Genomic DNA, 17,262 nt, shown 5'->3' with positions numbered 1-17,262 from the left:
GTCTCCTGACATCCCGTTGACAGCAGGTACCATCTGTGCAGAAAATGGTTGGACCATTGGACCACTTGGAACGCGCGTGGATCAAAACAGCCTGCCACCTATTCAGACGACGGCGCGTGACGACGCCGTGCTGAAGGCGTTGGTAGGCTTTGTTCGTGCCGAGGCCCTCCAGCCGGGCGAGCGGCTGCCAACGGAACGCATCCTGGCCGAGCGGCTGAAGGTCAGCCGCAACACGGTGCGCGAGGCGCTGACGCGCTGGGAAGGGCTCGGCCTGGTCGAGCGCCGGCAAGGCAGCGGCACCTATCTCAAGGCAGCCGTTTCGCCGGACATGTTGCATCTGCCGCTGACGCTTGCGAGCGGCAACGACTTCACCAGCCTGATGCAGACGCTTGAAATCCGTCGCGCGCTGGAGGCGGAAGCCGCCGCCCTTTGCGCCGAACGCGCGAGCCAGACCGATATCGCCGAAATCGAGCGCAAGCTCGATATCATGGAGCAGGCGTTCCGCACGCGCGAGGGCATGTCTTCCGAAGAGGACTGGGAGTTCCACCAGGCGATCTACAGGGTTTCCGGCAACCCGCTGTTCGAGCAGATCATCGCCGCCATGCACGAATTGTTCCACCGCTTCTGGGAGCACCCGCTTGGCGTGCGCGACTTCGGCCACGCCAGCTTCCCCTATCATCGGACCATTTACGAGCGCATCGCCGCGCGCGACCCGCACGGCGCCCGCGCCGAGGCGCTCAAGCTGATCGCCACCGTCGAGGACGACCTCAAGCGCGGCGCGGCAAAACTCAAACTTTCGAGCCAGACATGAACGAACATCCCTCAGGTTTCGATCACGACTATCTTGCCGAGGCGGCGACGCTTCTGGCGCATGACGAGCCTTTCCCAGGTGGGGCGGTGGTGCCGCCGATCTACCAAACATCGCTGTTCACCTTCGCCAACTATGCCGAGATGGCCGACACCTTTGCTGGCAAACGAAAGCAGCCGATCTATTCGCGTGGCGACAATCCGACGGTGATGGAATTCGAAGCACGCGTCGCGGCCCTCGAAGGGGCAGAAGCCGCGCGCGGCTTTTCCAGCGGCATGGCGGCGATCAGCGCCACGGTGCTCGCCTTCGTCGGTGCCGGCGAGCGCATCGTTGCGGTGCGCAATTGCTACGGCGATGCCTACCGGCTGTTCGAGCGGCTTTTGCCGCGGCTCAACATCAGGGTCGACTATGTCGACGGCTCCGACCCGGATGCCGTCGCGGCGGCCCTTCCGGGCGCCAAGCTGCTTTATCTGGAAAGCCCGACTTCGATGATGTTCGAGCTGCAGGACCTGGCTCACCTGACCCGGCTGGCGAAGGAGCAGGGCATCGTCACCACGATCGACAATTCCTGGGCGACACCGGTGTTCCAGAAGCCGATCGCGCATGGCGTCGACCTGGTGCTGCATTCGGCTTCGAAATATCTCGGCGGCCACAGCGACACCGTCGCCGGCGTGGTGGCAGGCTCGGCCGCCCACATCAAGCACATCAACGAGCAGACCTATTCTTATCTCGGCGGCAAGCTTTCGCCCTTCGAGGCCTGGCTCTTGCTGCGCGGGCTGCGCACGCTGCCGCTGCGCCTGCCGCATCACATGAAGAGCGGGCTTGCCATCGCCGAGCGGCTGAAGGCGCATGGCAATGTCGAGCGCGTCAACCACCCCGCCTATTCGAACCATCCGGGCAAGGCGACGCTTGCTGGTTACGCGGGGTTGTTCTCCTTCGAGGTCACCGAGGATATCGACATCCCCGTCTTCGTCGATGCGTTGAAATATTTCCGCATCGGCGTGAGCTGGGGCGGCCATGAGAGCCTGGTCGTGCCGGCCAAGGCGTCGCTGGAGCAGACGCCGGGACTGAATTCGATGGCGCGCTTCGGCGTCAGCCCCCGAACAATCCGCTTCAATGTCGGATTGGAAAGTGTCGAGGACCTGTGGGCCGACGTGGCGCAGGCCTTCGAAAAAGCCAGAAAATAACGAGCCGCTTCAAAATGGGAGTCTTGAAGATGAAAAAACTGACCGTCATGCTTGCCACAGCCGCGGGATTGGCGATTTCCGCCGGAAACGCGCTGGCCGATTCGACCCTGAAAATGGTCGAAGTCATCACCAGCCCGCCGCGCACGGAGTTCCTGAAGAAGCAGATCGCCGAATTCGAAAAGGCCAATCCCGGCATCAAGGTCGAGCTGGTCTCGCTGCCCTGGGGCCAAGCTTTCGAAAAGTTCCTGACCATGGTGCAGGCAGGCGATACGCCCGACGTGGTCGAGATGCCGGAACGTTGGATGGGCCTCTACGCCAACAACGCCCAGCTCGAGGATCTCGGCCCGTACATGGCCAAGTGGGACGACGCCAAGACGCTCGGCGAGCGCGCCAAGCAGTTCGGCTCGACCGTCAATAACACCCAGTTCATGATCCCTTACGGCTACTATGTGAACGCGCTGTTCTGGAACAAGAAGCTGTTCAAGGAAGCCGGCCTCGACGGCCCGCCGGCCACGCTCGACGAGTTCGTCGCCGATTCCAAAAAGATCTCGGCGTTGCCCGGCAAATACGGCTACTGCCTGCGCGGCGGGCCCGGCGCCTTCAACGGCATGCACATGTTCATGAACATCGCCGCCGGCAAGGGCGGCTACTTCAACGAAGACGGCACCTCGACCATCAACGAGGAGGGCTCGGTCAAGGGCCTGCAGATGCTGGCCGACATGTACAAGCAGGGTCTGGCGCCCAAGGACGCGGTGAGCTGGGGCTTCAACGAAACCGTCACCGGCTTCTATTCCGGCACCTGCGCCATGCTCAACCAGGATCCCGACGCGCTGCTCGGCATCGCCGACAAGATGAGCGCCGACGACTTCGCCGTGGCGCCGCTGCCGGTCGGACCGAGCGGCAAATCCTATCCGACGCTCGGCTATGCCGGCTGGGCGATGTTCGCCAATTCGCAGCACAAGGACGACGCCTGGAAGCTGATGGCGACGCTGCTCTCGCCCAAGGACAATCTGGAATGGGCCAAGGAAGTCGGCGTCGTCCCGATCCACAACGGCGCCGACCAGGATCCGCATTTCAAGACCGAGCAGTTCAAGGGTTGGTTCACGGAGCTCAGCGACAGCGCCAAATATGAAATGGTGACGCCCCCGACGCATCTGGAGAACCTCGGCAATTTCGTCGACCAGGTGGCGATCAAGAATTTCCAGGAAGTGCTGCTGGGCCAAAAGGCGGCCAAGGAGGTTGCCGACCAATGGGCCGCCTTCCTGACCAAGGAACAGCAGGACTGGATGGCGAAGAACAAGAAGTAGTTTTTTCTTCCTTCTCCCCGTTCACGGGGAGAAGGTGGCCCGATAGGGCCGGATGAGGGGCGGCGCTACGTTCTGTCAGCCTGGCGCTGCCCCTCATCTGCCTGCCGGCATCTTCTCCCCGTATACGGGAGAAGGGTGCTGTCGCCTTCGCCGGCACCCACTCACCACTGTTGAGCCCAAATGACCTATGCCGTTTCCGAAATACGACCCGCCGGGAGGCCGCGCCGCAAGCGGCTGACGCACGCTGCCAGCGAACCCTGGCTTTATCTTAGCCCGGCGATCATCCTGCTGGTCGTGGTGCTTTTGGTGCCGCTGGTCATCGGCATCAGCTATTCGTTCCGTAAGTTTTCGGCCTTCAAGTCGGAATATGTCGGGCTCGGCCAGTACCAGGCGATGCTGTCGGATGCCGTGCTCGGCCAGGCGCTGGTCAATACGTTGTGGTGGACGCTCTCCAGCCTGTTCTTCCAGTTCTTCCTCGGCCTTGGCCTGGCGCTGCTGCTCGACAAGCCGTTTCGGGGCCGCAAGGTGGTGCAGGCGCTGGTGTTCCTGCCCTGGGCGGTGCCGTCCTTCCTGTCGGGCCTGACATGGGCATGGCTGTTCAATCCGATCATCGGGCCGCTGCCGCACTGGCTGTTCGCGCTGGGGCTGAAGGCCGAGCCGACAAACGTTCTCTCCGATCCCTCGACCGCCATGTGGGGGCCGATCGTCGCCAATGTCTGGTTCGGCATCCCGTTCTTTGCCATCACGTTGCTGGCGGCACTGAAATCCATTCCCTCGGAACTGCATGAGGCGGCAGCGATCGACGGCGCCTCGCCCTGGCAACGCTTCACCAAGGTGACGCTGCCGTTCCTGGCGCCGACCATCGCCATCACGGTGATGCTGCGTACCATCTGGATCGCCACTTTCGCCGACCTGATCTTCGTCATGACCGAGGGCGGGCCGGCCGGGTCGACCAACACGGTGCCGGTCTACATCTATGTCAGTGCCTTCAAGTCGCTGGACAAGGGCTACGCATCGGCGGTTGCCGTGCTGCTGCTCGTCCTGCTCATTGCCTATGCGATCGCGCTGATCGCCATCCGCCGCTCCCTGGTGAGGCACGTCTGATGATTGCGGGACGCTCATCTTCGCAGCGCTTCTTCGGCGGCGTCGGGCTCTATGCGGCCATCGCGGCCTATGTGATCTTCGCCCTGTTCCCGATCTTCTGGACGCTGAAGATATCGGTTACGCCGGAACGGCTTCTCTATTCCGAAGGCATCACCTTCTGGCCGTCGCAGATGACGTTGCAGAACTTCGTCACCGTGCTCGAGGCGACCGACTTTCCGCGCTATTTCCTCAACAGCGTCATCGTCTCGGTTTCGACGGCTGCCCTGGTGACTGTCATCGCGACGCTTGCCGGCTATGCCATGTCGCGCTTCACCTTTCGCGGCAAGGCGGCACTGGCGCTGATGCTGCTTTTGACCCAGACTTTCCCGCTAGTCATGGTCATTCCACCGATCTATCGCGTGATGGGCCAGATCGGCCTGATCAACAGCCTGACCGGGCTGATCATCATCTACACCGCCTTCAATACCGCGTTTGCAACCTTCCTGATGCAGTCCTTCTTCGACGGCATACCGAAGGACCTGGAGGAGGCGGCGATGATCGACGGCTGCACACGCGCGCAGGCGATGCGCCGGGTGATCGTGCCGCTGACGCTACCCGGCATGGGCGCCACGCTCGGCTTTGTCTTCACCGCTGCCTGGAGCGAACTCCTGTTCGCGCTGATGCTGATCTCCAGCGATGACAAGAAGACCTTCGCCGTCGGCCTGCTCACCTTCATCGGCAAGTTCGCCGTCGACTGGGGGCAGATGATGGCGGCGTCGATCCTGGCGCTGATCCCGGTCTGCATCTTCTTCGGCTTCCTGCAACGCTATCTCGTCACCGGCCTCACCGCCGGCGCCGTAAAGGGATAATCGATGGCTTCCGTTACGCTGGAAAAAGTCCGCAAAGACTATGGCGCCGTGCGTGTGCTGCACGCGGTCGACCTCGACATCGCCGACGGCGAGTTCGTCGTCCTCGTCGGTCCGTCCGGCTGCGGGAAATCGACGCTTCTGCGCATGATCGCCGGTCTGGAGGAGGTTTCCGATGGCGAGATCCGTATCGGCGAGCGGCTGGTCAACGACGTCGCGCCGAAGGACCGCGACATCGCCATGGTGTTCCAGTCCTACGCGCTCTATCCGCATATGGACGTGTCGAAGAACATGGGCTTCAGCCTGATGCTGAGGAAGGCGGAAAAGCAGGCGATCGACGCGCGGGTCGACGGCGCCGCCAGGCGGCTTGGGCTGGACAATTTTCTGCAACGCCTGCCGCGCCAGCTTTCCGGCGGCCAGCGCCAGCGCGTCGCCATGGGCCGGGCCATCGTGCGCGATCCCAAGGTCTTTCTTTTCGACGAGCCGCTTTCGAACCTCGACGCCAAGCTGCGCGTGCACATGCGCGCCGAGATCAAGGCGCTTCACCAGCAACTGAAGACCACATCGGTCTATGTCACGCATGACCAGATCGAAGCCATGACCATGGCTGATCGCATCGTCGTGATGCATGACGGCGTCGTCCAGCAGGTCGGCGCGCCGCTCGACCTCTATGACCGGCCGGCCAACATGTTCGTCGCCGGATTCATTGGCTCGCCCGGCATGAATTTCCTGCCGGCGAGTGTTGAGAAGGGCGGCAAGGCGGATGCAGTGCTGTCCGATGGCCAGAAACTGCGATTGCCGGATGGCCTGCCGCTCAGGGAAGGCGATGCGGTTACCGTCGGTTTGCGGCCGGAGCATATAAGGCTGGCGGATGACGGCCCGCTGCAAGGCGAAGTGGCGGTGGTCGAGCCGCTCGGCCTCTCGACGCAGTTCTACGTCAAGCTGGCCGGCCAGCAGCTTTGCGTGTTCGCCATGGGCCGCGCCGGCGTGAAGCCTGGCGAGACGGTGCGGCTATCGGCCGATCCGGCGGCGCTGCATGTTTTCGACCCGAAAAGCGCCGACCGGGTAGGGTAGGGGCGCGGCCGCCAAGCGGCCACTCTGTTGCCCGCTGGGCATATTCTAACCATACGGCCTTTTGGCGAGTCGAAACTTGCTTGACCCGGGCCAACCGCATTGCGGAGCCACATTAATAGAAACCTCCTCCTGCCGCCATCATGTGCGTCCTTTCATCAATCAGTTTGGTTCTTGAATCGCCGCAACGCGGCGGGGGGGAGATTTATAATGCCTGCGAATAACAACTCCGCCGACGCTCGTATCACTGAACCATGCCGCGAGAATGACCAGCCTAGGCCGGTGAACCGGTATGTCAGAAGACGGCTTCCGTCTGCCATCACGCTCGGAGACCGGAGAATTGCTTTCATACGCAGCGAAATCACGGAACAGATTCAGTCGCGAATTGACGCCTAGCGGACAGCGAGGGCAGCAGTATCAAGCCACGCTCTATCCCAGGGCGGCCGGCAAAGCAGCCTAAATCTCTTTGAACTCCACCGTCCGCGGCGGGATATGAGCTAGGCTCAGCCGTTTGGTATTCTTGATTTCTGGTCAACTGCCGCCCTACTTTGGGCCATCATCAGGGACCTAGACGAATGATCTCGGTTTGCGGATACATCGGGGCGGTGATCGGTTGGAAGGCGCTCGAAAATGCCGGCGACATCCTAGATAAGATCGGCGAGACGCTGTTTGGCGGACGTTATAAAGCGATCTACGAGGACGTCGCATCCAAGCTGCGCGCTCATACAGGCGCGGTTCCAGCAAACCACGATTTGGAGCACGCCATTCGACTCAGTGAACTCACCTCTTCACTCGTGATGGTGCGCATGTATGTCGATACGCAAGAGGCCGACCAGTTGCGGCTTGGCGGACGGCCGCCGGAGCGTCGCGCGAGGATTCAGTTCGCTAGTGCCGCGCGCCGCTATCTGCATAAGCAGATCGGATTGGGCGGGCCATTGAAGCTAGAATCCAACAAGGACGTTGTCGATGAAATAGAGACAAACTTGGACGGCGCGGTATCGGCTCGCGACTTTGCAGCGGTCCAGGCGAGTCTGGATGCAGCGTGCAAGCGCGTTCTGCGCGATCTCATCGCTGGAACGGAGCAGGGAAAGGACCAACTGGCCGTTCCTGCCGATTTCGCGTCATTTTTTCGTGGAAAGGCGACAGATGATGAGCCGGGCTGGGCTCTTATTTTCCTTGCCTTCATGCGGGAGGCATTGAAGCAAAATCACAAAGCGGAGGTCGCCTTCATCGCGTCTCGCCTTGGGTATTTGCGCAATTCGCTACCGAAACTCGAAGCCAAATTTGACCAATTTTTGCAGATAGCGAATTCGATAAAGAACGACACATCTAATATTAAAGATGATATATCTAAAATCCTAGAAATAGTTCAGAGACGTGAGTCTTACGTAATTGGTGGAATCCAATTTGAATTTCCTATTAAAATTGAAATAGCCATAAATGATCGTGGAGAGCTTATCATTTTCCACAGTCGGCCGTTTAACGATGATTTGTCTAAACTCGAATTCAATATGGACGAAAATCGACTCTCTCTAATCATGATTAAAGGATTCTCTTGTAATATACCAATACGATCTGAGTTATCAGTGTTTATGAGAAAGTCTACTCAGGCTTTAATGGTGCTTGTGAACGAGGAAGGTGGAAATCTAGTCGAGGGTGACTATGTGCCATTGCATGTCATGAAAAGGTACTTGGAACCACTTTCTTGTGGCTAGGGCAAAGCTGCGTAGAGACAAATTCTCTGGATCCTTGCTGAGGCGCCGTGGCTTTTGTCGTGGAGATTTATGCGGTGACGACGCGCACGCCTTTCGCGGTTTATGAGAGCCGCTCGACAAGGCCCCTGCCTCACGCGGGCTTTGTGACTATAGCAGCCCCATCGTTGGCCGTTATGCTGGGTTTGACTACCATCCAATGAAATCAATGCTTTAGGAACAAAAAACGCCGCCCGATGGGCGGCGTTTCGGCATTCTCTTGGAAAAACCAGATTACTTGATCTTGGTTTCCTTGAACTCGACGTGCTTCTTGGCGACCGGGTCGTATTTGCGGAACGACAGCTTGTCCGTCTTGGTGCGACTGTTTTTGCTGGTCACGTAGAAGAAACCGGTGTCGGCGGTCGACAGAAGCTTAATCTTGATGTTTGCGGCTTTGGCCATGGTATCAGTCCGTTTGTTCGTGGGGTTTTGGCCGCTGGAGCACGGGAAAACACCCGGACGCGGGAAACTTGCCGCGACACATAAAGAACGCGCCCGGAAAGTCAAGCCCGACGCGCCTTGCGGCCGTCACGGACGCCAATGCCTGTCGGCATTCATACGTGTTCCGCCTCCAGAACGATGGTTTTCTTCCAATCTCCCGTGGTGTTCCACCAGCGATTCGGATTGGCGCGGTCGTCCAACCCCTTGGAACGGCTGGCAAGGACCGGCTGAATGCGGATCACCGGCTCCTGGTAGCTGTGCGCTTGGAAGATCGCTTCGACGACGCGCGCCGCCAATTCCTGGTCATCGGGCAATTCGAACGAAACCTCGACCGTGCCGGGGCGCCGCCGCAATTCGGTCTCGGCGCCGGCGGCTGCGCCGTCAAGTGGCCGGTAGCGCTCGATGCCATGCGCCGACTGGTAGGCGTTGCGGTCATATTTACCCATGGCCAGCGGCGCCAGCGCCACCACGGCGTCCATGATGCGGTCGACATCCGCGGCCGGCGCCTGGAAAGTGACAAGCAGGAGCAGCGTCATCCGCAATGATGTGGTTTCAAAGCCGCTGTCGATCATCGGAGTCTCCTCAACTTCAGGTGTTTTGAGGTCTCCGTATAAACCGTGGCTGCTGACACGGTTCTGTCAGCAGCCAGTCATCCGGGGGTAGCCAGTTATGGGCCAGCCGGTAGTGGGCGATCGTGAATCCGGTTTGCGCGGTGGCGGCTTACAAGATCTTGCGGACCAACCTGACGCTGGCAAGAACCATGTAGGCGGCGAAGAACAGGCCGAGCGACCAGCCGAAGCCAGAGGGACCGAACGCATCCATGCCGATGCCTATCGCCTGCGGGCCGAGCACCATGCCGACGCCGTAGCACAGCACGAAGGCGGCATTGGCGGAAGCCAGTTCATGGCCGGAAAGCTGCGAGCCGAGATGGGCGAGGCCGATCGTGTACATGGCCGCGACCACGCCGCCCCAGACGAACAGAAGGCCCGCCATCAGGTGCCAGTTGCCGGCCAGATGCGGCATGAAGATCGTACCGGCGAGTCCGACAGTGGCGCAGGCCAGAAGCAGATAGCGGCGGTCCGAGACGCGATCGCTGATCATGCCGATCGGGATCTGCAAGAGCACGTTGCCGAGGCCGATCATGGTGAGCAGCAAGGCGGCGTCGGCTTCGGAATAGCCGATGCGGTTGCCATAGACCGGAAACAGGGCGAAACCGCCCGTTTCGACGGCTCCAAACACCAGTACGGCGGCGGTGGCGGTCGGCACCAGCCAGATATAACGCAGGAAATTGCTGGTCTCGCCGTCAGATACGATCGTCGGGCTCTCGTTACGCGCCGCCAGCACCGGGATCGCGGCCAGCGCCACCAATGCGATGATGACTCCGAAAGGCCTGAAGCCGGAACTGCCGAGATGGGCGAACAGCCACGGCCCCGCGGCAAAGCCGAGCGACAGCACGGTGGCGTAGATGCCGAGCACAAGACCTCGCCGATGCGGCGGCGCCGAGGTGCTGATCCAGAATTCCGACAGGATGAACAGCACCGTCAGCGCGATGTGCAGCACGACGCGCAGCGGAAACCACATCCAGAAATCGGGTGCGAAGTGGAAGCCGACGAAGGCCAGCGCACCGGCGGCAATCATGGCGATCATCGTCCAGGCAACGCCGAAGCGCATGGCGAGCGGCGTGGCCAACGGGGCGCCGGCGATCGAGGCCAGGCCGGCGACGGCTGTGTTGAGGCCGATCATCGAGGCCGAATGGCCGCGCGTTTCCAGGATGACGCTGAGCAGCGGCATGCCGAGGCCGATGGCGATGCCGACGACGCTGATCGACGAGATCGCCGCCACCATCGGCAGCCAGTGTACGCGCTCGTCGCCCTTTGGTTGGGTATCGACCGTCATGTTATGTCTGAATACTCGATGTTCTACAGAATTTCGCGGGTGAAGCGGTTGCGGACAAGCCGGTAGAAGGGCACGGGACCGCCCGGACGCAACAGCGGATCATGGGCGAGGCGGCTTTCCAGCTCGTCCAGGATCATCCGGGTGATGTCGGGAATGTCGGCTTCCCTGGCCTTGGCAAGCGGCAGCCAGACCAGTTCCTCGAGTTCGTTGGTCGGACCGCCGCCCGTCAGTTCGACGGCGACATCATCGCGCCAGGCGCAGAAGAAGCGGGTGTCGAAGCGGCGCACCCGGTTGGGCGGCGTGATGGCGCGCGCAATGAAGCGCAGCATGTCCAGGGCAGGTTGCACCCCATGTTCGGCAAAGCCTTGCCAATCAGACCTTGTCGTGGCGAAGGCGCCTTTGCGACCAATCAGCAGCCCGGCTTCCTCATAGGTCTCGCGGATGGCCGACAAGGCGATGGCGCGGGCACGCGCCTCGCTCGTGCGGCCGGGGCCGGCGATGAGCTTTGCTTCCTGCTCGGGATGCAGCGCGGTGGCGGTGGGGATGCGGCTGTCCGCCGGGTCGGTACGGCCGCCAGGAAAAACGAACTTGCCTGGCATGAAGGCGTGACGGGCATGACGGCGACCCATCAGGACCCGCGCGTCGTTGCCCTTGCCGTCGAGCAGGATCAGGGTCGCGGCATCGCGTGGACGAATCGCCCGGCCGCCATGCGTGGCCAGACCCTTGTCGATCCTGTCGACGTCCGCCTTGGTCATTCCTTCCATGCGCAGGACCTAGCGGAAACGTCTTGCATGCGAAAGTAGCCTTGACGGTTGGCACGTTGCGCCAGCCAGCACCTCAAGCACCGGGATGGGGTTCGGCCACGTCGTGTTCGCCAGCAAAACCGTGCATATAGAATGCCCATTGCAATCCGATGACGGCACCTTTCACCGGCTGCAGTAGGGCAACCGACAGCAGGATCGTCAAGGGTACCCAGATGGCGATGTGCTGCCAGGTGGAAAGGGTCGACGTCGCCTCCACGCCCATGAAGGCGCCGAGCACGATGTGGCCGACGATGACGATGACCAGATAGGCGGGCAGATCGTCGGCGCGGTGATGGTGTATCTCCTCGCCGCAGACGCTGCATGTCTCGACGGTCTTGGTGAAGCCGCGAAACAGCTTGCCTTCGCCGCAATGCGGGCAGCGGCCGAGCATGCCGCGCTTCATCGCCGTCCACAGCGGTCGCGCGACCCGGCCCGAGTGATGTTCACCGCCGAAAACCTGTTCTTCCGTGACTCTTGCCATCATCGTCTCCTGCCACGCGAGCCTGGGCGCGATTGTGACGCACGGGCGCGGCCCTTTGCCTTGTGAAACGACCTGACGGAGCCAGGCAGGGGCTTCGGGTCGGTCAACATCTCAAAGCGCATCGCGCCGGCCATCGGCGCCACCTCGACGAGACGGACCTCGACACGGTCCGCCAGCTGATAACCCTTGCCCGAGCGTTCTCCGTAGAGCGAGCGGGCCGTTTCGTCGTATATATAGTAATCGCCGCCCAGAGTTGACACGGGGATGAAACCATCCGCGCCATACTGCGGCAATTGGACAAATAGTCCCGATTTGGTGACGCCCGAAATGCGGGCGTCGAAACGGTCGTCGATGCGCTCGGCGAGATAAGCGGCGATCAGCCGGTCGACCGTGTCGCGTTCGGCCGCCATTGCACGGCGTTCTGTGCCGGAAATCAGCACCGAAACATCCTCGAGCCGCGCTTCCTCCTCCTGCGTCAGGCCCCCTGGGCCGAGGCCGAGTGCGGCGATAAGCCCGCGGTGCACGATGAGGTCGGCGTAACGGCGGATCGGCGAGGTGAAATGCGCGTAACGGTTCAGGTTGAGGCCGAAATGGCCGATGTTCTTGGGTGAATATTCGGCCTGGCTCTGCGAGCGCAGCACCACCTCGTTGACCAGACCTTCATTGTCGGCGCCGCGCACGCGCTCGAGAATGCCGTTGAACTGGGCGGGCCGCATCTGCGCACCGCGCGCCAGCGACAGGCCCAGGGTTTGCAGAAATTCGCGCAGCGATTCCTGCTTGGCCAGCGAGGGCGCGTCGTGGGTGCGGTACACCAGCGCCTGCTTCTTCGCCTCGAGTGTCTCGGCGGCGGCGACATTGGCCTGGATCATGAATTCTTCGATGAGCTTATGGGCATCGAGCCGTTCCGGCACGACGACGCGATCGACAGTGCCGTCGGGCTTCAGCAGGATCTTGCGCTCGGGCAGATCGAGTTCGAGCGGCTGGCGGCCATCGCGTCCGCGCTTGAGGACCGCATAGGCATCCCATAGCGGCTTCAGCACTGCGTCGAGGATCGGCCCGGTCTTGTCGTCCGGCACGCCGTCGATCGCCGCCTGCGCCTGCGGGTAGGCGAGCTTGGCCGCCGATTTCATCATGATGCGGTGGAAGGAATGCCTGACCTTGCGCCCGTCCGCCGAGAAGGTCATGCGCACTGCCAGTGCCGGGCGATCCTGGCCTTCGCGCAGCGAGCAGAGATCGTTGGAGATGCGCTCGGGCAGCATCGGCACGACGCGGTCGGGGAAATAGACCGAATTGCCGCGCTTCAGCGCTTCGCGGTCGAGTGCCGTGCCGTAGCGGACGTAAGCAGCCACGTCGGCGATGGCGACCGTGATGACCACGCCGCCGGGGTTCTTCTCATCGAGATCGGGCGTAGCGAACACCGCGTCGTCGTGGTCCTTGGCGTCGGCCGGGTCGATGGTGACCAGCGGCAGTTCGCGCCAGTCCTCGCGGTTGGCCATCGTCGCAGGCTTGACGGCTTCGGCTTCGGCGATGACATCGGCCGGGAAGACATGCGGAATGTCATGTGCGTGGATGGCGATCATCGAGACCGCCTTTTCGCTGGTCAGCGAGCCCAGCACGTTGAGCACTTTTGCTCTCGGCAAGCCATAGCGCGAGGCCCGGGCGGGCTCGACCTCGACGAGATCGCCGTTCTTGGCTCCGTTCTGGAATTCCTTGTCGACGATCAGTTCGGGTTGCCGGCGCTCCACCGGCTCGATGCGGAAACTGCCGTCCTGAAGCACCCGAAAGACGCCGAGAACGGCATCTGTGCGCTTCTCGAATATCTTCATCACCCGCCCTGTGTAGGCCGGGCCGCCCAAGGCGACGTTCGTGTCGTCTGCGGGAAAGGTCTTGGCCAGCACGCGGTCGCCAATGCCAGGCGCCGGTCCGCCGCCACTGCGCGACAGGCGGATGGAAACGATGGGGGGCGGTCCATTGGCGGTGTGTTCGGTGGGACGCGCCAGCAGCACGCCGTTGGCGTCGCGGTCGAAAATATCGAGCACCGTGACATGGGGCAGGGCGCCAACGCGGGCCAGGCGCTTACGCTCCTTGGTCAGGACGCCTTCGTCCTGCAGGTCGCGCAGGAGATCCTTCAGCCAAATGCGGTCCGGGCCGCGCAGCGCGAACGCCTTGGCGATGTCGCGTTTTCCAGCGCGATCCGGATTTTCGGCGATGTAGCGCAGGATTTCGTCACGCGAGGGCCTGTAATCGCCCTTGACCTTGGCCGTTGTGTCGGCGGTGCGCGGGTCGCCGTGGGTTGTTGCGGAGATCCTGCGCGCCACGCCGTTCTATCCCTTTTTCCTGGCGGCAGGCTTCTTGGCCGCCGTCTTCTTGGTAGCGGGGGCCTTGGCCGCCGCCGCTTTGCGGAAAGGCTTCTTGCCGCCGCCCTTGGCTTCCTTCTCGGCGATCAGCGCCAGCGCATCCTCCATCGTCACCGATTGCGGATCCTTGCCCTTGGGCAGCGTGGCATTGACCTTGCCGAAATTGACATAAGGCCCGTATTTGCCGTCGCGCACGACGATCTTGCCGCCGCCGTCGGGATGATCGCCAAGCTCCTTGAGGGCTGCCGCAGTGCCGCCATTGCGGCCGCCCTTGCCCTTCAACTGCTTCTCGGCGATCACCGAAACAGCGCGGTTGAGCCCGATCGAGAATACATCCTCGATGCTGTCGAGATTGGCGTAGGTGCCGTCATGCAGCACGAAAGGCCCGTAGCGGCCAAGCCCGGCCGAGATCATCTTGCCGGTTTCCGGGTGCTTGCCGACATCGCGCGGCAGGGAAAGCAGGGCAAGCGCCTTCTCATGGTCGATCGAATCGGGCGTCCAGCCCTTGGGCAAGCTGGAACGCTTGGCTTCCTTGCCGTCGCCACGCTGGATATAGGGACCGAAGCGGCCGCTACGCAGCGTGATCTCCTCAGCCGTGTAGGGATCCTTGCCGAGCACCTTGGTGCCGTCTTCGCCGCCGCCATTCTCGCCATTGGGATTGGCCGCGTCGCCGAGCTGGCGGGTGAAGGAGCATTCGGGATAGTTCGAGCAGCCGACGAAGGCGCCGAACTTGCCGAGCTTGAGCGACAAATTGCCGGTGCCGCATTTGGGGCAGATGCGCGGATTGGAGCCGTCCTCCCGGGCAGGGAAAACCAGCGGCGCCAGTTCCTCGTTCAGCGCATCGAGCACATCGGTGACGCGTAGTTCCTTGATGTCGGCCACGGCGCCGGAAAAATCCTTCCAGAAATCGCGCAGAACGTCCTTCCAGGCGAGCTTGCCGTCGGAGATCTCGTCGAGCTTTTCCTCAAGCGATGCGGTAAAGTCATATTCGACATAACGCTCGAAGAAGCTTTCCAGGAAGGCCGACAGCAGCCGGCCCTTTGCCTGCGGCACAAGCCGGCGCTTGTCGATGGTGACGTAGTCGCGGTCCTCGAGCGTCTTCAGGATCGCCGTGTAGGTCGACGGCCGGCCGATGCCGAGCTCCTCCAGCTTCTTGATCAGCGAAGCTTCGGAATAACGCGGCGGCGGTTCGGTCGTGTGCTGGGTGGCGTTGATCGCCTGGCGGGCAAGCTGCTCGCCGGCGCGGATTTCGGGCAGGCGGCGGTTTTCCTCGTCCTCGGAATCATCGTCCTTCTGGTCGGTATAGGCGGCGATGAAACCGTCGAAGCGCACGACTGAACCGACGGCGCGCAACTCGGCCGTGCGCGCGCCGTTGACCGCCTCGATCTCGACCGTGGTGCGTTCGATCTCCGCCGGCTGCATCTGGCTGGCGATGGCGCGCTTCCAGATCAATTCATAGAGCCGCATCTGGTCGGCATCGAGATATTGCCTGACCGATGCCGGCGTGCGCATGAAGTCGGTCGGGCGGATCGCTTCGTGCGCTTCCTGGGCGTTCTTGGCCTTGGTCGTGTACAGGCGCGGCTTTTCCGGCAGGTATTTGGGGCCGAATTCCTTGGCGATGGCATCGCGTGCCGCGTCGATCGCCTCGGGCGCCATCTGCACGCCGTCGGTTCGCATATAGGTGATCAGGCCGGTGGTCTCGCCGCCGATCTCCATTCCCTCATAGAGGCGCTGCGCCACCTGCATCGTGCGGTTGGCCGAAAAGCCGAGGCCCGACGAGGCGGCCTGCTGCAATGTCGAGGTGGTGAAGGGCGGGCCTGGATTGCGCTTGGTGGGTTTTGCCTCGACGGACAGCGCCTTGAAGGCCGCGCCCTCGAGCATGGCCTTGATGTCGTCGGCCTGCGCCTTGTTGGCGATGTCGAGCTTTTGCAATTTCTTGCGCTCGAAAGCGGTCAGGCGCGCCTCGAAATTTTCGTTGCGCGGCGTGCCGAGGATGGCAGCGATCTGCCAGTATTCCTCGCGGATGAAGCGTTCGATCTCGGATTCGCGGTCGCAGACCAGCCGCAAGGCGACCGACTGCACGCGGCCGGCGGAACGGGCTCCGGGGAGCTTGCGCCACAGTACCGGCGAGAGAGTGAAGCCGACGAGATAGTCGAGCGCCCGGCGGGCGAGATAGGCGTCGACCAGCGGCGCATCGATCTGGCGCGGATTGGCCATCGCCTCGAGCACCGAGCTCTTGGTGATGGCGTTGAAGACGACGCGGCTGACCGGCTTGTCCTTCAGCGCGCGCTTCTGCCGCAAGACTTCCAGAACGTGCCAGGAAATGGCCTCGCCCTCGCGGTCCGGGTCGGTGGCGAGGATCAGGCCGTCGGCGTCCTTGACCGCCTTGGCGATGTCGGCGAGGCGCTTGCCGGATGCCGTGTCGACCGCCCAGGACATGGCGAAATCCTCGTCCGGTCGCACCGAGCCATCCTTGGCCGGCAAATCACGGACATGGCCGAACGAGGCCAGGACCTTGTAGTTCTTGCCGAGGTATTTGTTGATTGTCTTCGCCTTGGCCGGCGATTCGACGACGACGACGTCCATGAGGGCTCATATCAGCTGTGATGCGGCAGAAGAATTCCGCTGCGCGCGACGAAATCTCGGTTCTGTTCGTCGCTCACATGGCCGCGCTTTTGCATCCGGTCAAGGGGAAGCGGCCAAATTGCAAGAGTGCCGGCAGCAATACACTCTAAGAGTGTATGGAGAAGATCACATTGTTGAGGGGTAACTAAGACAAATGGCTGGAGCGGTGAGGAGCGGCTCAAATTGGCGCCGATGAGTCGCCGGCGACCCTGTGTATTGAGCCAAATGCCGCGCCAGCGCGTCTGGTGCGGGCTGCCAGGCGTTGGAGGCACGCCCGGCAGCAACGTCGAAGTTAAGGTGGCAGCCTTAGTCGGCCTTGACGATATGCCAGACGCCGCCGACGCCATCACCCGACACATCGCCGGCCTTCTTGTCCTTGATGAATGTGTAGACGGGCTTGCCGTCATAGGCCCACATCTTGGTGCCGTCGGTACGGTCGACTACGGTCCATTCATCGTCCGCCTTGGCGCCGGCCTCGGCCTTCAGCGGCGGCCAGTTTGTGGCGCATTTGTCATAGCAGTTGGTCTTGCCCTTCTCGTCCTTGTCATAGGTATAGAGCGTCATGCCGTTGGCATCAGTGTAGATC

Annotated in this window: 15 protein-coding genes; 7 read left to right on the top strand and 8 right to left on the bottom strand. The window is 62.0% G+C overall.

What is annotated here, in order from left to right; translation table 11 throughout:
• The first annotated feature begins 76 nt into the window (after positions 1-76).
• From FJ979_RS00075 to FJ979_RS00045, 7 genes are all read left to right on the top strand, one after another.
• Positions 77-811 (top strand): FadR/GntR family transcriptional regulator, encoded by a 735-nt coding sequence (locus tag FJ979_RS00075; RefSeq protein ID WP_140579684.1) that lies wholly within the window; start codon positions 77-79, stop codon positions 809-811.
• On the top strand, positions 808-1,995 hold the full coding sequence (locus FJ979_RS00070) for a PLP-dependent transferase (protein WP_140579682.1): 1,188 nt from the start codon (positions 808-810) through the stop codon (positions 1,993-1,995). The genes FJ979_RS00075 and FJ979_RS00070 overlap by 4 nt, the downstream gene beginning before the upstream one ends.
• Before the next feature lie 29 nt (positions 1,996-2,024).
• Positions 2,025-3,302, top strand: coding sequence for a sugar ABC transporter substrate-binding protein (locus FJ979_RS00065; protein WP_140579680.1), 1,278 nt, complete (start codon positions 2,025-2,027; stop codon positions 3,300-3,302).
• 180 nt (positions 3,303-3,482) lie between these two features.
• Entirely contained in the window at positions 3,483-4,406 is a 924-nt protein-coding gene (locus tag FJ979_RS00060; protein ID WP_140501550.1) for a sugar ABC transporter permease, read from the top strand.
• A complete protein-coding gene (locus tag FJ979_RS00055) occupies positions 4,406-5,254 on the top strand; it encodes a carbohydrate ABC transporter permease (RefSeq protein ID WP_140501552.1) in 849 nt (282 codons plus the stop codon). The genes FJ979_RS00060 and FJ979_RS00055 overlap by 1 nt, the downstream gene beginning before the upstream one ends.
• A gap of 3 nt (positions 5,255-5,257) precedes the next feature.
• Positions 5,258-6,325, top strand: a complete 1,068-nt coding sequence (gene ugpC / locus FJ979_RS00050) for a sn-glycerol-3-phosphate ABC transporter ATP-binding protein UgpC (RefSeq protein ID WP_140579678.1) — start codon at positions 5,258-5,260, stop codon at positions 6,323-6,325.
• Positions 6,326-6,897: 572 nt separating this feature from the next.
• Positions 6,898-8,037, top strand: a complete 1,140-nt coding sequence (locus tag FJ979_RS00045) for a hypothetical protein (protein ID WP_140579676.1) — start codon at positions 6,898-6,900, stop codon at positions 8,035-8,037.
• Between the two features lie 270 nt (positions 8,038-8,307).
• Here the strand turns inward: FJ979_RS00045 and rpmG are convergent, their stop codons facing one another.
• The 8 genes from rpmG to FJ979_RS00005 all read right to left on the bottom strand — a co-directional run.
• Entirely contained in the window at positions 8,308-8,475 is a 168-nt protein-coding gene (gene rpmG, locus FJ979_RS00040) for a 50S ribosomal protein L33 (protein WP_006201775.1), read from the bottom strand.
• Positions 8,476-8,627: 152 nt separating this feature from the next.
• Positions 8,628-9,086 carry a hypothetical protein gene (locus FJ979_RS00035; RefSeq protein ID WP_140501560.1) on the bottom strand — a complete coding sequence of 153 codons (459 nt, stop codon included), beginning with the start codon at positions 9,084-9,086 and terminating at the stop codon, positions 8,628-8,630.
• A 148-nt stretch (positions 9,087-9,234) separates the two neighbouring features.
• Entirely contained in the window at positions 9,235-10,410 is a 1,176-nt protein-coding gene (locus FJ979_RS00030; protein ID WP_140501562.1) for an MFS transporter, read from the bottom strand.
• A gap of 23 nt (positions 10,411-10,433) precedes the next feature.
• Positions 10,434-11,174 (bottom strand): NUDIX domain-containing protein, encoded by a 741-nt coding sequence (locus tag FJ979_RS00025; RefSeq protein WP_140518285.1) that lies wholly within the window; start codon positions 11,172-11,174, stop codon positions 10,434-10,436.
• Between the two features lie 73 nt (positions 11,175-11,247).
• A complete protein-coding gene (locus tag FJ979_RS00020; RefSeq protein WP_140501566.1) occupies positions 11,248-11,694 on the bottom strand; it encodes a DUF983 domain-containing protein in 447 nt (148 codons plus the stop codon).
• Positions 11,694-14,012, bottom strand: coding sequence for a ribonuclease R (gene rnr / locus FJ979_RS00015; protein ID WP_140579674.1), 2,319 nt, complete (start codon positions 14,010-14,012; stop codon positions 11,694-11,696). Before rnr ends, FJ979_RS00020 begins: the two co-directional genes overlap by 1 nt.
• 6 nt (positions 14,013-14,018) lie before the next feature.
• Complete coding sequence (topA, locus tag FJ979_RS00010) at positions 14,019-16,637, bottom strand: type I DNA topoisomerase (RefSeq protein ID WP_140579673.1); 2,619 nt, start codon at positions 16,635-16,637, stop codon at positions 14,019-14,021.
• Between the two features lie 345 nt (positions 16,638-16,982).
• On the bottom strand, positions 16,983-17,262 hold a 280-nt coding region (locus FJ979_RS00005), incomplete at its 5' end, for a hypothetical protein (RefSeq protein WP_140528014.1).

Origin of the sequence: Mesorhizobium sp. B1-1-6 (assembly GCF_006443035.1) — a bacterium.
In the GTDB taxonomy this organism is placed as follows: Bacteria; Pseudomonadota; Alphaproteobacteria; order Rhizobiales; family Rhizobiaceae; genus Mesorhizobium.
The sequence above is the reverse complement of the archived record's forward strand: the minus strand, read 5'-3'. Positions and strand labels throughout refer to the sequence as shown.

Excerpts from the sequence above, each read along its gene's own strand:
- FJ979_RS00070 (WP_140579682.1), top strand. The coding sequence starts at position 808 with ATGAACGAACATCCCTCAGGTTTCGATCACGACTATCTTGCCGAGGCG.
- FJ979_RS00065 (WP_140579680.1), top strand. The coding sequence starts at position 2,025 with ATGAAAAAACTGACCGTCATGCTTGCCACAGCCGCGGGATTGGCGATT.
- FJ979_RS00060 (WP_140501550.1), top strand. The coding sequence starts at position 3,483 with ATGACCTATGCCGTTTCCGAAATACGACCCGCCGGGAGGCCGCGCCGC.
- FJ979_RS00055 (WP_140501552.1), top strand. The coding sequence starts at position 4,406 with ATGATTGCGGGACGCTCATCTTCGCAGCGCTTCTTCGGCGGCGTCGGG.
- ugpC (WP_140579678.1), top strand. The coding sequence starts at position 5,258 with ATGGCTTCCGTTACGCTGGAAAAAGTCCGCAAAGACTATGGCGCCGTG.
- FJ979_RS00045 (WP_140579676.1), top strand. The coding sequence starts at position 6,898 with ATGATCTCGGTTTGCGGATACATCGGGGCGGTGATCGGTTGGAAGGCG.
- rpmG (WP_006201775.1), bottom strand. The coding sequence starts at position 8,475 with ATGGCCAAAGCCGCAAACATCAAGATTAAGCTTCTGTCGACCGCCGAC.
- FJ979_RS00035 (WP_140501560.1), bottom strand. The coding sequence starts at position 9,086 with ATGATCGACAGCGGCTTTGAAACCACATCATTGCGGATGACGCTGCTC.
- FJ979_RS00030 (WP_140501562.1), bottom strand. The coding sequence starts at position 10,410 with ATGACGGTCGATACCCAACCAAAGGGCGACGAGCGCGTACACTGGCTG.
- FJ979_RS00025 (WP_140518285.1), bottom strand. The coding sequence starts at position 11,174 with ATGGAAGGAATGACCAAGGCGGACGTCGACAGGATCGACAAGGGTCTG.
- FJ979_RS00020 (WP_140501566.1), bottom strand. The coding sequence starts at position 11,694 with ATGGCAAGAGTCACGGAAGAACAGGTTTTCGGCGGTGAACATCACTCG.
- topA (WP_140579673.1), bottom strand. The coding sequence starts at position 16,637 with ATGGACGTCGTCGTCGTCGAATCGCCGGCCAAGGCGAAGACAATCAAC.